The sequence below is a fragment of the Streptomyces sp. NPDC079020 genome (genome assembly GCF_044542225.1).
Lineage (GTDB): Bacteria > Actinomycetota > Actinomycetes > Streptomycetales > Streptomycetaceae > Streptomyces.
On the sequence record NZ_JBITUB010000001.1, the window covers coordinates 38,987 to 54,477 of the forward strand.

Annotated in this window: 17 protein-coding genes and 1 riboswitch; of the genes, 6 read left to right on the forward strand and 11 right to left on the reverse strand. The window is 72.7% G+C overall.

The features are described 5' to 3' along the window. The first annotated feature begins 9 nt into the window (after positions 1–9). On the forward strand, positions 10–1,803 hold the full coding sequence (locus tag ACIGJO_RS00210) for a glycoside hydrolase family 15 protein (RefSeq protein ID WP_399949715.1): 1,794 nt from the start codon (positions 10–12) through the stop codon (positions 1,801–1,803). A 4-nt stretch (positions 1,804–1,807) separates the two neighbouring features. Next, the gene (locus ACIGJO_RS00215) at positions 1,808–2,563 is read left to right on the forward strand and encodes an SDR family oxidoreductase (protein WP_399949718.1); all 756 of its coding nucleotides are present in this window, start codon (positions 1,808–1,810) and stop codon (positions 2,561–2,563) included. Between the two features lie 79 nt (positions 2,564–2,642). On the opposite strand, the gene amaP is transcribed toward ACIGJO_RS00215, so the two are convergent. The 5 genes from amaP to ACIGJO_RS00240 are packed head-to-tail and all read right to left on the reverse strand — an operon-like array spanning position 2,643 to position 4,974. Then, positions 2,643–3,221, reverse strand: a complete 579-nt coding sequence (gene amaP, locus ACIGJO_RS00220; protein ID WP_399949721.1) for an alkaline shock response membrane anchor protein AmaP — start codon at positions 3,219–3,221, stop codon at positions 2,643–2,645. Between the two features lie 5 nt (positions 3,222–3,226). Then, positions 3,227–3,913, reverse strand: a complete 687-nt coding sequence (locus ACIGJO_RS00225; protein WP_399949725.1) for a DUF6286 domain-containing protein — start codon at positions 3,911–3,913, stop codon at positions 3,227–3,229. Next, a complete protein-coding gene (locus ACIGJO_RS00230; RefSeq protein WP_399949728.1) occupies positions 3,910–4,263 on the reverse strand; it encodes a hypothetical protein in 354 nt (117 codons plus the stop codon). The genes ACIGJO_RS00225 and ACIGJO_RS00230 overlap by 4 nt, the downstream gene beginning before the upstream one ends. Beyond that, positions 4,260–4,451 carry a hypothetical protein gene (locus tag ACIGJO_RS00235; RefSeq protein WP_266929565.1) on the reverse strand — a complete coding sequence of 64 codons (192 nt, stop codon included), beginning with the start codon at positions 4,449–4,451 and terminating at the stop codon, positions 4,260–4,262. Before ACIGJO_RS00235 ends, ACIGJO_RS00230 begins: the two co-directional genes overlap by 4 nt. A gap of 31 nt (positions 4,452–4,482) precedes the next feature. Further along, entirely contained in the window at positions 4,483–4,974 is a 492-nt protein-coding gene (locus ACIGJO_RS00240; protein WP_329942375.1) for an Asp23/Gls24 family envelope stress response protein, read from the reverse strand. Between the two features lie 94 nt (positions 4,975–5,068). On the opposite strand from ACIGJO_RS00240, the gene ACIGJO_RS00245 reads away from it, so the two are divergent. After that, the gene (locus ACIGJO_RS00245) at positions 5,069–5,833 is read left to right on the forward strand and encodes a hypothetical protein (protein ID WP_399949733.1); all 765 of its coding nucleotides are present in this window, start codon (positions 5,069–5,071) and stop codon (positions 5,831–5,833) included. 102 nt (positions 5,834–5,935) lie between these two features. Here ACIGJO_RS00245 and ACIGJO_RS00250 read toward each other — a convergent pair whose 3' ends face one another. The 3 genes from ACIGJO_RS00250 to ACIGJO_RS00260 all read right to left on the reverse strand — a co-directional run bounded on the left by ACIGJO_RS00250 (position 5,936) and on the right by ACIGJO_RS00260 (position 9,017). Further along, a complete protein-coding gene (locus ACIGJO_RS00250; protein WP_399949736.1) occupies positions 5,936–6,727 on the reverse strand; it encodes an enoyl-CoA hydratase/isomerase family protein in 792 nt (263 codons plus the stop codon). Between the two features lie 150 nt (positions 6,728–6,877). Then, on the reverse strand, positions 6,878–7,099 hold the full coding sequence (locus ACIGJO_RS00255) for a helix-turn-helix domain-containing protein (RefSeq protein ID WP_007263382.1): 222 nt from the start codon (positions 7,097–7,099) through the stop codon (positions 6,878–6,880). Positions 7,100–7,418: 319 nt separating this feature from the next. Next, entirely contained in the window at positions 7,419–9,017 is a 1,599-nt protein-coding gene (locus ACIGJO_RS00260; protein ID WP_266929572.1) for an ABC-F family ATP-binding cassette domain-containing protein, read from the reverse strand. Between the two features lie 325 nt (positions 9,018–9,342). Between ACIGJO_RS00260 and ACIGJO_RS00265 the strand changes: the two genes are divergently transcribed. Then, positions 9,343–9,756, forward strand: a complete 414-nt coding sequence (locus tag ACIGJO_RS00265) for a VOC family protein (protein ID WP_399949740.1) — start codon at positions 9,343–9,345, stop codon at positions 9,754–9,756. A 216-nt stretch (positions 9,757–9,972) separates the two neighbouring features. On the opposite strand, the gene ACIGJO_RS00270 is transcribed toward ACIGJO_RS00265, so the two are convergent. The 3 genes from ACIGJO_RS00270 to ACIGJO_RS00280 all read right to left on the reverse strand — a co-directional run bounded on the left by ACIGJO_RS00270 (position 9,973) and on the right by ACIGJO_RS00280 (position 13,385). Next, a complete protein-coding gene (locus ACIGJO_RS00270; RefSeq protein WP_399951631.1) occupies positions 9,973–11,295 on the reverse strand; it encodes a hypothetical protein in 1,323 nt (440 codons plus the stop codon). A gap of 185 nt (positions 11,296–11,480) precedes the next feature. Next, entirely contained in the window at positions 11,481–12,608 is a 1,128-nt protein-coding gene (locus tag ACIGJO_RS00275; protein WP_399949743.1) for an alpha/beta hydrolase, read from the reverse strand. A gap of 108 nt (positions 12,609–12,716) precedes the next feature. After that, a complete protein-coding gene (locus tag ACIGJO_RS00280; RefSeq protein WP_399949746.1) occupies positions 12,717–13,385 on the reverse strand; it encodes a class II aldolase/adducin family protein in 669 nt (222 codons plus the stop codon). 282 nt (positions 13,386–13,667) lie between these two features. On the opposite strand from ACIGJO_RS00280, the gene ACIGJO_RS00285 reads away from it, so the two are divergent. After that, positions 13,668–14,927, forward strand: a complete 1,260-nt coding sequence (locus ACIGJO_RS00285; protein ID WP_266929576.1) for an inorganic phosphate transporter — start codon at positions 13,668–13,670, stop codon at positions 14,925–14,927. Positions 14,928–14,939: 12 nt separating this feature from the next. Next, the gene (locus ACIGJO_RS00290; protein WP_266929578.1) at positions 14,940–15,170 is read left to right on the forward strand and encodes a hypothetical protein; all 231 of its coding nucleotides are present in this window, start codon (positions 14,940–14,942) and stop codon (positions 15,168–15,170) included. Positions 15,171–15,318: 148 nt separating this feature from the next. Continuing rightward, positions 15,319–15,448, forward strand: a riboswitch (cobalamin riboswitch). Positions 15,449–15,491 lie beyond the last annotated feature (43 nt).

Below are 15,491 nucleotides of genomic sequence, written 5' to 3' on the forward strand. Positions count from 1 at the left end.
CGCCAGAACGTGACCCCACGCATCGAGGACTACGCCCTCATCGGCGATCTCCAGACTGCCGCGCTCGTCGGCCGGAACGGTTCTGTCGACTGGCTCTGCCTGCCCCGCTTCGACTCCGGCGCCTGCTTCGCGGCCCTGCTCGGGGACGAGGAGAACGGCCACTGGCGCATCGCACCCCAGGGCACGGACACCACGGACACCTGCACCCGGCGCGGCTACGCGGGCAACTCGCTCGTCCTGGAGACGTACTGGGAGACCCGGACCGGCACGGTCAAGGTCATCGACTTCATGCCGCAGCGCGACAAGTCGCCCGACGTCATGCGGATCATCGAGGGCGTCAGCGGCAGCGTCGACATGAGTTCCGTACTGCGGCTGCGCTTCGACTTCGGATCGGTCGTGCCCTGGATGCGCCGCTCGCACGGCCACCGGGTGGCCGTCGCGGGTCCCGACTCCGTCTGGCTGCGCAGCGATCCGCCGGTCAAGACATGGGGGCAGCAGTTCAGCACCTGTTCCTCCTTCACCGTCGCGGAGGGCGAGAAGGTGGCCTTCGTCCTCACCTGGCACCCCTCGCACTCGCCGCGCCCGAAGCTGATCGACCCGTACAAGGCGCTGAAGCACGCCCTGGCCGACTGGGAGAAGTGGGCGGCGAGATGCACGTACCGGGGCAGGCACCGGGACGCCGTGCTCCGCTCGCTGATCACCCTGAAGGCCCTCACCTACGGACCGACCGGCGGCATCGTGGCGGCCCCGACCACCTCGCTGCCGGAGGAGATCGGCGGCGTACGGAACTGGGACTACCGCTTCTGCTGGCTGCGGGACGCCACCCTGACGCTCGGCGCCCTGCTGTCGGCCGGCTACCTCAAGGAGGCGGCCGCCTGGCGGGACTGGCTGCTGCGGGCGGTCGCCGGTGATCCCGCCGATCTCCAGATCATGTACGGCCTGGCCGGCGAGCGCAGGCTCCCGGAGGCGGAGCTGCCGTGGCTGGCCGGATACGAGAACTCCCGGCCGGTCCGCTCCGGCAACGCCGCGGTCCGCCAGCGCCAGCTCGATGTGTACGGCGAGGTCATCGATTCGCTCCGGCTGGCCCGGGAGGCGGGCCTGGACGACAAGCCGCACGCCTGGAAGCTCCAGCTCAGTCTGCTGGGCTTCCTGGAGTCCACCTGGCGCGAACCGGACGAGGGGCTGTGGGAGATCCGCGGGGCGCGCCGCCACTTCGTGCACTCCAAGGTGATGGCCTGGGTCGCCGCCGACCGCGCGGTGCGCACCCTGGAGGAGAACCCCACGCTGCCGGGCGACGCGGAGCGCTGGCGGGCGATGCGGTCGGCGGTGCACGCCGAGGTCTGCGCCAAGGGGTACGACCCCGAACGGAACACCTTCACCCAGTCCTACGGTTCACGGGAGCTGGACGCCGCGACGCTGCTGATCCTCCGGACCGGCTTCCTGCCGCCGGACGACCCCCGGGTCATCGGCACCGTCGACGCGGTGCGCGCCGAGCTGGGCAACGGCGGGCTGGTCCGCCGCTACAGCACCGACGGCACCGCGGTCGACGGCCTGCCGGGGGACGAGGGCGCCTTCATCGTCTGCTCGTTCTGGCTGGCCGACTCGCTCTTCCTGACGGGGCGCAGGGCCGAGGCCGAGGAGCTGTTCGAGCGGCTGCTGGCGCTCCGCAACGACGTGGGGCTGCTGGCCGAGGAGTACGACTCGGCCGCGGGGCGCCAGCTGGGCAACTTCCCGCAGGCTTTCAGTCATATCGGGCTGGTGAACACCGCTGTCGCCCTCTCCGCCCAGGACGCGGCAGGATAGGGCTATGGATCTTGGACTGAAGGACCGTGTGTACATCGTCACCGGCGCCACCCGCGGCCTGGGCAACGCCACGGCGCGCGCCCTGACCGCCGACGGCGCGAAGGTGGTCATCAGCGGCCGGGACGAGAAGGGGGCCGTGGAGGCCGCCGCCGCGCTGGGGCCGGACGCGGTGGGAATCGCCGCCGACAACGCCGATCCGAGTGCGGCGCGGCACCTGGTGGACACAGCGGTCGAACGGTTCGGCCGGCTGGACGGCATCCTCATCAGCGTCGGCGGCCCGGCACCCGGCTTCGTCGCGGACAACACGGACGACCAGTGGCAGACGGCCTTCGATTCGGTCTTCCTGGGTGCGGTACGGCTGGCCCGGACGGCGGCCGCCGTACTCGGCGAGGGCGGGGTGATCGGCTTCGTGCTCTCCGGCTCGGTCCATGAGCCGATCCCCGGACTGACCATTTCCAACGGACTGCGCCCCGGCCTGGCCGGCTTCGCCAAGTCCCTCGCCGACGAGCTGGGCCCGCGCGGCATCCGGGTCGTCGGGGTGCTGCCCGCCCGGATCGACACGGACCGGGTGCGCGAACTGGACGCCCTGTCCGGCGACGCGGAGGCCGCCCGCAGGGCCGGTGAGGCGCGCATCCCGCTGCGGCGCTACGGCACGCCGGACGAATTCGGGAAGACCGCGGCCTTCCTGCTCTCCCCCGCCGCGTCGTATCTGACGGGCATCATGGTGCCGGTCGACGGAGGCTCACGGCACGGCTTCTGAAGCCGGGGGTCCGTGAAGGGCCCCCTGGGGTCCATGAAGGGCGCGGGGGTCATGAAGGGGCGCGGGGCCCGTGAAGCCGTCAGGAGACGCGTTCCGCGCGGTGCTTGACTGCCTTCAGCCGGACCTCGGCGGGCAGTTCGGCCAGCCCGGCCGAGTCCCGGGCGTGGGCCAGCGCCTCGTCGGCCAGACCCCGCAACGTCTGCTCGGGGGCGGCGTGCGGCTCCATCAGCAGCCGGAGCCCGGCCCGTGGCGCGGAACGGCGGCCGCGCAGCGCGACCTGGGCGCGGGCCACCCCGTCCAGGGTGCCCGCCTCCTCGGAGAGGACGCCTTCCAGCGCCCGGCCCCGCAGCAGCGCCCCCTCGCCGTCACCGCTGTCGACCAGCACCTCGGCCAGCCGGCCGCGGCGCAGTTGGGCCAGCAGCCACCACAGAGCGAGGACGACCAGGACGGCGAGGACCGCGATGACGGTCGGCCACCACCAGCCGTCGTCCCGCCAGCGGTCCCGGTCGGCCTCGCTGAGCAGCACGTCGTGCTGTCCGTCCCATGGCCACCAGGAAGGCAGAGACACGCCGAGGCCGACGGCCAGTACGGCGCCGCCGACGGCGATCAGCACCAGCCCGGCAAGGCCCAGCAGTACCCGGTTGACGGTCCTGAGCACACCGTTCACCCCTTCTTCGTCGGACGGCGGACATGGACGGACAGGCTCGGCGGCCTGGTCAGGCCCAGTTCCTTGATTCCCGCCCCCAGTGCGGTGTCCAGGTCGGCGCGTACGTCGTCGAGTTCCCGGAAGTGGGAGACCGCGCGCACGGCGGCCTTGCCGCGGCCCATCCGGACCCGCACGGACTGCACCCCGGACACCTCCACGGCCCGGTCGCGCAGTACGAGTGCCGCCGCGGTCCGGTCGAGCGCGGCCCGTACCTCCGCGCGGTCGCGGCGCATCGGCAGCAGATCGCGCAGTCCCGGGGTGAGGGCGAGCAGGATCAGCCAGAGGCCGATCGCGGCCGCGAGAGCGGCCCCGGCCAGGACCCAGACGTCGTCCAGCGGCCGCTCGGCCAGCTCGTCGGCCAGTGAACGCCGCCACCGCATCGCCGGGTGGTCGGCCCGTACCGCGGCGATGTCGTAGAGCAGCAGACCGGCGCCGCCGAGGACCACCAGGGCGAGCAGCGCGGCGGGGACGCGGCGCGCGGACCAGAATCTGCCCGCCCGGCCGCCGTCCTTGCCCTGGGTGGGCACGGGGTCGTACGCGGCGGACGACGCGCTCTGGTCGAGTTCGAGCGCATCCGGCGCGTCCGGTCCGCCGGCCCGGGACAGATGCCGGGTGCTGCCCGTCGGTTCCTGGGGCTCGGTCATCGGATCCTCCCCTGTGCCGCGGCGCCCGGTCCCGCGGGGTGCAGCTTTTCGACCCGCACCGCCACTTCGGGCACCTCCATGCCCGCCAATGTCCTCACCCGCTCCGCGACATGGCGACGCACCGCGCCGCACTGGCGGCCGATATCACTGGGATATCCGAGCTCCAGGGTGACCCGTACCCGGGCGCTGTCCCGGCGCACGGTGACCGTGGCGCGCGGCGAGGAACCGTCCTCGGGCGGCTCGTCGACCGCTTCCCTGGCCGCCTGCGCGGCGATCTTCGCGACGACCCGGTCGGCGATCCGGGTCTCCCCGCGCTCGGCGGCGGCGACCCGGCCGGTCACCGCCGTCACCGTCGCCGGTCGCCGCGCTCGCGACTCCGGAAGAAGTCGCCGGGCTCCAGGTCGCCGTCCAGGAAGCGGCCGACGACGAAGCCGACCGCCCCCAGGGCTGCCACCAGCAGAAAGGCCCCGAACCCGCCGAAGTACCCGGCGAAACCGAGCGCCATGCCGGCCAACAGACCGGCCACAGCCATGCTCATCGTGACTCCTCAACTGCCTTTCGGCGGAGACCTACTGGAGACGTGGCTCGGGCTCGTCCTCGTCGTCGTCCTCATCGGGCAGCTTGACGTCGCTCACCGCGATGTTGACCTCGACGACTTCGAGCCCGGTCATGCGTTCGACCGCCGCGACGACGTTCTCCCGTACATCGCGGGCGACATCGGAGATCGACACGCCGTAGTCGACGACGATCTCCAGATCCAGCGCGGTCTGCGATTCGCCGACCTCGGCCTTGACCCCGCGGGTGACGGACTTGCCGCCGCCGGGGACCCGGTCGCGCACCGCCCCGAACGTCCGGGACAGCCCGCTGCCCATCGCGTGGACACCGACCACGTCACGTGCGGCCATTCCGGCGATCTTCTCGACCACACCATCGGCGATGGTGGTGCGGCCACGGGTGGCGGGGTCTCCCCCGCCGCGCTTGGTGAGCGGATTCCTGCCCCGGTCGTCACCCGCATCCTTGCCGGGGTTCTCGGGCCGGTTCCGCTGTGGGGTGTCAGTCATCGCCACTCTTCCCTTCGGGGGCAGGGTTGGACTTCGTTGCCCACATTAGGTGCGCTTGCCCCGACTCGCGCCATGAATGCTGCAGGGTGGAGCAATGACAACGTCGCACAGCCCGCAGCAGGCCGACGGATGGACCGCGGCGGTACGGCAACGGCTCGGCCTCGGCCGGCTGCTCCCCCTGGGGGATCCGGCCGACGGGGCATGGATCGCGGAGCGGGCGGCGGCCTCGGTGCTGCGGAGCGCCGCGGCCGGCCCCGGCACGGTCCTGGGCAGGCTCAGGATCGGCGCGGCGGACCCGGACGGGCCGGGCCGCGACACGGCCGGGGCAGGGCCGGAAGCGGACGCGCCGCCCTCGGGATCACACGCGTCCCCCGCGCACGAGGCCGTTCCGGCGCCGCCGAGTGCGCTGCCGTCCGGACCGCTGCGGATCGAGGCGGAGTTCTCGGCCTCCGCGGACCGGCCGCTGCCCGACACCGCCCACACCCTGCGCGCCGCACTGCTGAGCGCGGCCTCCGCCCGGCTCGGCCTGGTGGTCGGTGAGGTGGACCTACGGGTCACAGCACTGCTGGAGGACGGTGCGCCCGACCGGGTGAGCGTCCCGGCGGACGAGGTACGGGCCGCGAAGGCGGACGGGGCGGCGGCGGACGCCGCCGCCGCAGTGCCCGGTGTCGTCGCGCTGACCCGGGAGCTGGGAAGTGCGGTGCACAGCGGCGCGGATCATCTCCGGGTCGAGGTGGCGACGGCCGGGGACCACCGGGCCCTCGATGTGGCGCGGGCGGTGCGCACGGCGGTGGCGGCGGCCGTGGAGGGCCACCCGCCGGTCGCCGTACTGGTCACAGCCGTGGTGGAGCGGGACTGACCCGGGCACCGGCCGGGGTCGGCGCCGGTGCCCGGGTCTGTGCCGGTTGCCGGTGCGCGTGCGCGTGTCCGGGTCCGCGCCCGTGCCCGGGTCCGCGCCGGTTCAGTCGCTGAGGCCTGCCAGATCGCGCAGCCTGCGGCCCTGGGCGGCCCGCTCGGCCGTGCGCTGCTCCTCGTAACCGCGGGAGACGGCGCCGCCCAGCAGGGCCTTGGTCTCGATGACGGCGTCGCGCGGGGCGGCCAGCAGGGCGGCGGCCAGGTCGCGTGCGGCCGCGTCGAGCTGGTCGGCCGGGACGACGAGATTGGCGAGGCCGGTGCGCTCGGCCTCCTCGGCGTGCACGAAGCGCCCGGTGGCGCAGATTTCGAGCGCGCGGGCGTACCCCACGAGGCTCACCAGAGGGTGGGTGCCCGTGAGGTCGGGGACGAGACCGAGGCTGGTCTCGCGCATGGCGAACTGCACGTCCTCGGCGGCGATCCGCAGGTCACAGGCGAGGGCGAGCTGGAAACCGGCACCGATGGCATGGCCCTGGACGGCCGCGATCGACACGATGTCGTTGCGGCGCCACCAGGTGAACGCCTCCTGGTACTCGGCGATGATCGCGTCGAGCTCGTCGTCCGGGCCGCGCGCCATGTCGAGGAAGGACGGCTCACCGTCGAACCCTTCCGGGGTGAACGCCTGCCGGTCGAGGCCCGCGGAGAAGGACTTGCCCTCGCCGCGGAGCACCACGACCCGCACGTTGCCGGGGAGTCCCCGTCCGGCCTCTGTCAACGCCCGCCACAGAGCGGGAGACTGAGCGTTGCGCTTGGCCGGGTTGGTGAGAGTCACCGTGGCAACCGCGTCATCGACGGTGAGCCGTACGCCATCCTTGTCGAGCACAGAGTCGAGCGAGGTCATGGGGCGCCTCCGGATCGGGTGCAGTCAGCACTCACAGTTAAGTGACTGAACAGTAACCACCCGGTCGGCCGTACGACCGGCCGGGTGGCCACCACGTATTCCGGTGAGCCCCGAGGCCTGCCCCGCGGCTGCCCCGACCGCTTCCGGCCCTCAGGCCGCAGCGGCCTTCTTGCCGCGCGTAGCTCCGCCGCGTCCCCGCAGCGTCACTCCGGACTCGCTGAGCATCCGGTGGACGAATCCGTAGGAGCGGCCGGTCTCTTCGGCCAACGCCCGGATGCTCGCACCGGAGTCGTACTTCTTCTTCAGGTCTGCCGCGAGCTTGTCGCGCGCGGCGCCGGTCACCCGGCTGCCCTTCTTCAGAGTCTCGGCCACCCGTGCCTCCTCATGGGAAGTGCGCTCTGGACTCTCATGATCACCCCTCCCGCGCTTCCTGGCCAGCCATTCGGCAAGGTCGGTGCGAGCGGATTCCCCGCCCGGGAGGCGGCCGACACAATCGGAATCGCGAATTCCCTGCGGCCGTGGCGGCCTCTGGGAGCACCGCCCGAAAGAACTGCCAGGTCAGGGCCGTACGGGAAGATGAAGGTGAAATGGGTGCGCCCGGCAGCTATCTGCCGGGCGCCACGCCGGGGTATGAGACGCACTCACTCAGATGATGGATCACGCCTAGGCCGAATGATCTATCCCCGGTGGATCAGGCCAGGGCGACGAGGTCCCGGTAGTCCGCACCCCACAGGTCCTCGACCCCGTCCGGGAGCAGGATGATCCGCTCAGGCTGGAGCGCCTCGACCGCGCCCTCGTCGTGGGTGACGAGGACGACGGCGCCCTTGTACGTGCGCAGCGCGCCGAGGATCTCCTCGCGGCTGGCCGGGTCGAGGTTGTTCGTGGGCTCGTCGAGGAGCAGGACGTTGGCCGAGGAGACGACCAGGGTCGCGAGGGCGAGCCGGGTCTTCTCGCCACCGGAGAGCACCCCGGCGGGCTTGTCGACGTCGTCGCCGGAGAAGAGGAACGAGCCGAGGGTCTTGCGGACCTCGACCAGGTCGAGGTCCGGCGCGGCGGAGCGCATGTTCTCCAGGACGGTGCGCTCGGGGTCCAGGGTCTCGTGCTCCTGGGCGTAGTAGCCGAGCTTGAGGCCGTGGCCCTCGATGATCTCGCCGGTGTCGGGCTTCTCGGCACCGCCGAGGAGGCGCAGGAGCGTGGTCTTGCCCGCGCCGTTGAGTCCGAGGATGACGACGCGGGAGCCCTTGTCGATGGCGAGGTCGACGTCGGTGAAGATCTCCAGCGAGCCGTACGACTTGGACAGGCCCTCCGCCATGAGCGGGGTCCTGCCGCACGGGGAGGGCTCGGGGAAGCGCAGCTTGGCGACCTTGTCGGAGACCCGGACGGCCTCCAGGCCGGACAGCAGGCGCTCGGCGCGCTTGGCCATGTTCTGGGCGGCGACGGTCTTGGTGGCCTTGGCGCGCATCTTGTCGGCCTGGGCGTTGAGGGTCGCGGCCTTCTTCTCGGCGTTCTGGCGCTCGCGCCTGCGGCGCTTCTCGTCGGCCTCTCGCTGCTGCTGGTAGAGCTTCCAGCCCATGTTGTAGATGTCGATCTGCGCACGGTTGGCGTCGAGGAGGAACACCTTGTTGACGACAGTCTCGACGAGCTCGACGTCGTGGGAGATCACGATGAAGCCGCCGCGGTAGGACTTGAGGTAGTCACGCAGCCAGACGACCGAGTCCGCGTCCAGGTGGTTGGTGGGCTCGTCGAGGAGCAAGGTGTCCGCGTCCGAGAAGAGGATGCGGGCGAGCTCCACACGGCGGCGCTGACCGCCGGAGAGCGTATGCAGCGGCTGGCCGAGCACCCGGTCGGGCAGGTTGAGCGCGGCGGCGATGGTGGCGGCCTCGGCCTCGGCGGCGTACCCGCCCTTGGTGAGGAACTCCGTCTCCAGGCGCTCGTACCGCTTCATCGCCTTCTCGCGGGTGGCGCCCTTGCCGTTCGCCATCCGGTCCTCGTTCTCGTGCATCCTGCGCAGGATCTCGTCGAGACCGCGGGCGGAGAGGATGCGGTCCCGGGCGAGGATGTCGAGGTCGCCGGTGCGCGGGTCCTGCGGGAGGTAGCCGACCTCGCCGGACGTGGTGATGGTGCCGCCCGCGGGGGTGCCCTCGCCCGCGAGGCACTTGGTGAGGGTGGTCTTGCCCGCCCCGTTGCGGCCGACCAGGCCGATGCGGTCCCCCTTGGCGATACGGAAGGAGGCGGACTCGATGAGGATGCGGGCGCCGGCGCGCAGCTCGATGCCGGAAGCGGTGATCACGGGAAAAACTCCAGGGCAGTGATGGACGGCGGAGGGACGAGGGCGGAGGTCTCTCGACGCCGCTAATGCACAAGGAGAATGGCCATACGGCCCATTCTACTGGTGGTGTGCAACTGCTTTTCCGCGTGCTCGTGGGGACGAACCGCCCGGCGCCGGGCCCGGAACGGCACGGTCCTCGCCCGCCGGGGCCGGGGGTGGGGCATCCCGTCAGTTCGGCGACGCCACCTGCACGGATGCCCTCCGGGAGGGCGTTGTCAGTGGTCGATGAAAGACTGAGACGCAGATCACAACGATGCGATGTGAACGGCAGAAGTGGGTGAGCGTGATGGCAGGCGTGCCGAAGGGCGTACCGACGATCTATCCGACGATTCTGTACGACGACGCGAAGACCGCGATCAGGACACTGACGCAGGGGCTCGGCTTCACCGAGGAAGCGGTGTACGAGGGGGAGAACGGCAGCGTGCTGCATGCCGAGCTGTCCTGCGGCAACGGCCGGGTGATGCTCGGCTCCAAGGGCCGCGAGGGCGTCTTCGCCAAGGCGATGGCGGGCGCGGGCCCGGCCGGGGTGTACGTGGTCGTGGACGAGGTGGACGAGCACCATGCGCGGGCGGTGGCGCACGGTGTGGAGATCCTGATGCCGCCCACGGACCAGGACTACGGCTCGCGGGACTACATGGCGCGCGACGGGGAGGGCAACATCTGGAGCTTCGGGACGTACGCCCCGGGATCCGCCGACTGACTCCTCGGGCGTCGGGGGCCCTCGGACACACCGGCGTTGGGGCACAGGACGTCGGGCGTACGGGGCCGGAGGCCGGGCGGGAGCTGCGTCCGGAGACCCCCGCCTCCCCGACGCCCGGACTCGCGGGTTCCCTGACGCCCCGAGGCCCGGACCGCTCCGGCGACGGTGCGGTCCGGGCCTCCGGACGGCGGGCGGGACTCGTCCGGCCCGATACGTCTACGCGCCGCCCGTGTGGACCTGGAAGGCCGCGCGGCGTACCGCCTTGGCCAGGGCCGGGTCGGGGTGGGCGGCGGCCAGGGCGACCAGGACCTGGACAGTGCGCGGGTGGCCGACGGCCCTGACCTCGTCGAGCAGGGCGGGGACGGTGCCCTGGACGGCGGAGTCGAGGTGGCGGACCAGCAGCCCCGTCTCCCCGTGGTCGGCGACGGCCGCGGCGGTGTCGATCCAGAGCCAGGTGGCTTCCTCCCGGCTCAGCACCTCCTGGGCGTCGTCCGGGTCGGCGCCCTCGTACTCGGCGAGCCAGAGGAGCGCGTAGGGCCGCAGCGCCGTGTCGGTGGCCACGGAGCGCACCACGGGTTCGGCGGGGGCGCCGACGACACGGAGCGCCTCGAAGGCCAGGCCGCGCAGCAGCGCGTCCTCGCCGCGGGCGACGGCCAGCAGTTCGGTGACGGCGCTGCCGACCGGGCGGGCGGCGAGCCAGGCCCGGTATTCGTCGCGGGCCGGTCCCGGGGTGAGCCGGGCGCAGCCGAGCAGCATGTCCGCGGCGGACTGCTCGATGTTCCCGGCGGGGCTCTGGGCGGCGACGCAGATCTGTTCCAGCTTGACCCAGACCGCCCAGTTGCCGAGCGGGGTCAGGGTGGCGTGCCCGGCGCCGAGGGTGAGGGCCCCGACCTCGGCCAGCCCCTCCAGCGCCCAGTCGAGCAGGAGCGCGTTGAGATCCGCGTCCTGTGCCGGGTCGGTGTGCTCGATGGCCGGGGCGCTCCGCGCGGGCGGCTGTTCGGGGCCGTAGGGCACCTCGCACCGCTCCTCGTGGAGTTCCGCGACGCGCTGGCCCAGGAGGTCCAGGAGTGCGGGCACGGTGACCGGGCCCGCCGAGAGCTGGAGGAGGGAGAGCACCTGGGGTACGGCCTCGACGGCCTCGGCGACAGCGGTGGCCTCGATGCCCTCCGGTGCGGCGTGGACGAGCGACCAGGCGTCGAAGAGCGCCACCCAGCCGCGGAGCACGGCGGAGTCGTCGCGGTCCCAGGCGCGCAGCCGCCAGCCGGGGCGCGCGGTGTCGCCGTGGAGTTCGACGAGTCCGGCCAGCCTGGCGCGGTCCCAGCCCGTGCGCACCTGGGCCGGGGAGAGTTCCAGTGCGGCCGCGGCCCGTTCCAGGGCCTGGGCGGCGAGCGGGGCGGCGCCGGGGCTCGCGCCGTCGGCGGCCCAGTGGGCGATCCGTACGGAATCGGCGAGGACCGCCCTGGCCTGGCGGGCCAGCTCCGTCCGTGGCGGGGTGCCCTCGGGAGGCCGGGGAGCCGGCCTGGTGCGCCGGGTGGTCACGGCCTTGCGGGCGGTGGCAAGGGGTCGCGGGCGGACAAGTCGCAGCCTGGAGTCGCGCGGGGTACGGGACGTCACGGGGAGCAGTCTTGCCTCTGACGGCCCGAAAGCCCAAACGGAAGCACGTTCACCGGTCCGCGCGGGCGCTCGTCCGCCCGCCGGCGACCGGGCGGGTTCCGCCCATAGCCTCACATCAGGGGCGTGAGGAAGCGCCGCAGGGCCTCCTCGTACCGTGCCGGACCGGCGTTCCACATCGCCGCATGCGGAGCCTGCGGTACGGGGTGCAGGCTGACCAGGTCGGGGCGGCGCGCGGCGAGTTCGCGCGTCGGCTGCCAGGGGGCCAGGGTGTCGTCCGGGCCGTGGAAGATCAGTGTCGGGGCGCGCAGGGCGGCCGGCAGCGAGGTGTCCAGGAGCGGGGCGTCGCGCAGCCCGGTCTGGCCCTGGGCGGCCCGGACGGCGAGCGGCAGCAGGGCGGCCGGTACGCCGCGGGCCACGGCCAGGGCGCTCAGGGTGGCCTGCCAGTCCATGACCGGGGAGTCCAGGACGAGGCCGCTGACGCGGTCGCGGAGCGCGGAGTTGACGGCGGCGTGCAGCGCCATCGAGGCGCCGGTCGACCAGCCGTACAGGATGACGTTCTGGGCGCCGTAGCGCACGGCGTAGCGGATGGCGGCGTCCAGGTCGCGCCATTCGGACGCGCCGAGGTGGCCGAGGCCGTCGGTGGGGCGGGGGGCGCCCGCGTCGCCGCGGTAGGCCAGGCCGAGCACGGGCAGCCGCTGGGCGTGCAGGAAGCCCATCAGGTTCATGGGGTGTTCCCGGGTGGTGCCGAGGCCGTGCACGGTGATCACCCAGGTGTCGCGGGCGCCGGGGACGAACCAGGCGGGCAGGAGACCGAGTTCGCCGGGGATCTCGACCTCCTTGTGGCCGAGGCCGAGGGCGCTGCCCGGGTCGCCGCTGTACAGCTCGGGGGTGATGCGGACCCTGGCGCCCGGTTCCAGGACCCCCTGGCCGACCCGTTCCAGTCTGCGGACGACGGTGTCGGGGGCGTGCGGCGCCTGCTCGACGACCGGTCCGACGACGGCGTGGACACCGGGGCCCCTCAGCCCGTACGTGCCGGGCCGGAGCGCGGCGAACGAGCGGGTCAGGGTGACCTGTCCGGCCGCCGTGGCGTGCACGGTGAGTCTGCGGTCGGCGGGGAGGGCACGGCCGGACGGCACCTTGAGGGCGGCGTCGCTGGCGTACCGGCCGGCCGCGACCGCAGCCGCGCCGACGCCGAGAATCGTGGTGACGGCCGCTGCCGTCGCTGTTGCCGGGCGCACTGCTTCAGTGTCGTGGCGGGCCCGGTCCGGTGCCAGCGGGCGGGGGCCGTCCGGTGCGGGGCGCGGCGGCGGGCGGGCCCGGCGTGGTCCGGTGCGGGCGCGGGAGGGTCAGCCGGGCTGGCCGTATCCCTTCAGGGCCTCGGTCACCTCGCGCAGCTGGGCCGGGGAGAGCAGGGCCGGGCTCCGGCCCGGCACGGAGCTCGCGGTGAGCCAGAGCCTGCACAGCCATTCGAGCTGCGCGGTGCGGTCGTACGCCTGGTCGAGGCTGTCGCCGTAGGTGACGGTGCCGTGGTTCCGCAGGAGGCAGCCGGTGCGGTCGCGCAGGGCCGCGAGCATGTTGTCGGCCAGCTCCCGCGTTCCGTAGCGCGCGTAGGGAGCGGTGCGGACGGGGCCGCCGAGCATGGCCGCCGCGTAGTGCACCAGCGGGACCTCCTCGACCAGGGTGGAGACGGCGGTGGCGTGCACCGCGTGGGTGTGCACGACGGCTGCCGCGTCGCTGTTGCGGTAGACCGCCAGGTGGAGGGGGAGTTCGCTGGTCGGGGCGAGATCGCCGAGGACCCGGCGCCCTTCGAGGTCGACGCCGACCACGTCCGTCGGGCCGAGCCGGTCGTAGGGCACCCCGCTGGGGGTGACCAGGACGGTCCCGCCGACACGTGCCGAGACATTGCCCGAGGTCCCGACGACCAGCCCGTCGGCCGCGGACCGGCGGGCGGTGTCGACCACGCCCCGCCAGGCCCGTTCGATCGCTTCTTCCCGAGGCTGACCGCTCACGCTCATGCGGGGCACCCTAAGGGCTGCGCCGGGGCGGCGGGGGTGATACCGGGCGCCGGGTGACCGGAATCTCTTCCGGGTGAAAAAACGCGTCCTCAAATGTTCACCAAGGCCCGGCAAAGCGCAGTCCTCGTACCGCCCCAGGTGCGTCGTTCCACCTCGCGAGCAGACAAGCGGAGGGGATCCAATCCGCTTGGAGTCACCACAGCGCCCCGCCCAGTTCATCTTCCGTTCACCCAGGTTGCCTACGGTCCACGAGCCACTGACGTCGAACGATTGCCTGGGTAAATGGAACACATCACGCTGCTGCTCGCGATTGTGATCGTGACAGCTCTCGTGTTCGATTTCACGAACGGTTTCCACGACACCGCCAACGCGATGGCCACCACCATCTCGACCGGCGCCCTGAAGCCCAAGACAGCGGTGGCGATGTCCGCCGTTCTCAACCTGATCGGCGCGTTCCTGTCGGTGGAGGTCGCCAAGACGATCTCCGGCGGGATCGTCAACGAGGACGGCCTCAGAACCGAGGTCATCTTCGCGGCGCTCGTCGGCGCCATCCTGTGGAATCTGCTGACCTGGCTGGTCGGCCTGCCCTCCAGTTCCTCGCACGCCCTGTTCGGCGGCCTCATCGGCGCCGCGGTCATGTCGGCGGGCTGGTCCTCGATCAATGGCGGCACCGTCGTCACCAAGGTGCTGCTGCCCGCCATCGCCGCGCCGGTCGTCGCCGGTCTCGCCGCGCTGCTGGCCACGAAGCTGACGTACCGCATCGGGCGCAAGGTCACCGATGAGGGACAGCTGAAGTCGACCGCCAAGGGCTACCGGGCCGGGCAGATCGCCTCGGCCGGTCTCGTCTCGCTCGCCCACGGCACCAACGACGCGCAGAAGACGATGGGCATCATCACCCTGGCCCTGGTCACCGGCGGCGTCCTCGCCCCCGGCTCCAACCCGCCGGTCTGGGTCATCGTCTCCGCCGGTGTCGCCATCGCCCTGGGCACGTACCTCGGCGGCTGGCGCATCATCCGCACCATGGGCAGCGGCCTGACCGACCTCAAGCCGCCGCAGGGCTTCGCCGCCCAGACCAGTGCGGCCACCGTCATCCTGGCCTCCTCCCACCTCGGCTTCTCGCTCTCCACCACCCAGTCCTGCTCCGGCGCCGTGATGGGCGCGGGCCTCGGCCGTCAGGGGGGCGTGGTCCGCTGGTCCACGGCCACCCGGATGTTCGTCGCCTGGGGACTGACCCTGCCGGCCGCGGGCCTGGTCGGCGCGGGCGCGGAGTTCCTGACCAAGCAGGGCGGCTGGGGCGTCGGCGTCGTCGCCGTCCTGCTCGTCGCGGGCTCCGGCGCCATCTGGCTGCTGTCGCGCCGCAAGCCGGTCGACCACACCAACGTCACCGGCGGCGGCCCGGAGGACGAGCCTGCGGGCGTCGTCACCACGGCCATCGCCGCCGTCACCCCGCCGCCCGTCGGCACCACGGGTCCCGACCTCACGTCCACCATCCCGGCTCCGGCCGGTACGCCCGCCGATCCGGCGCGGCCCGCCACGGTGTAAGGACAGATCCGTATGAACATCGACTGGGCAGCTCTCGCCTCCGTCTTCGGCGTCAGCCTCGTGGTCACCGTGGCGCTGGTCGGCCTCTTCACCCTCGGCATCGTCGGCCTCTCCAAGCAGGCGTCGACGGCGCGGAACGGCGCCTCCGGCGGCTCGTTCACCCCGGCCCGCGCCGGCGCGTACCTCTGCTTCGCGCTGTGCGCGGCGGCGGTCACGTACGGGATCTATCTGATCGTCGCCTGACCGGAACACCGCACCTCCACCGGGCCGGACACACACTGTGTGTCCGGCCCGGTGTGCGTCTGCGCACACTGCGGCTCCGCAGGTCAACGGCAAGTTGACGGGCGTTCTCACAGCGTGGTGGACTGCCGGAGCCGTTTACGGCGACAGCAGAGGAAGCCGGTGCGAATCCGGCGCGGTCCCGCCACTGTCACCGGGGAGCAGTCCCCCATCGGAAGTCACGGTCCGCCCACGCGGACTGGAAGGCCGGGGGAACTGCGGATCCGGAAGCCAGGAGACTCTCGTCGCCGGTCACGTCGAACCAGGGCGCGGACCCTGAGTGAG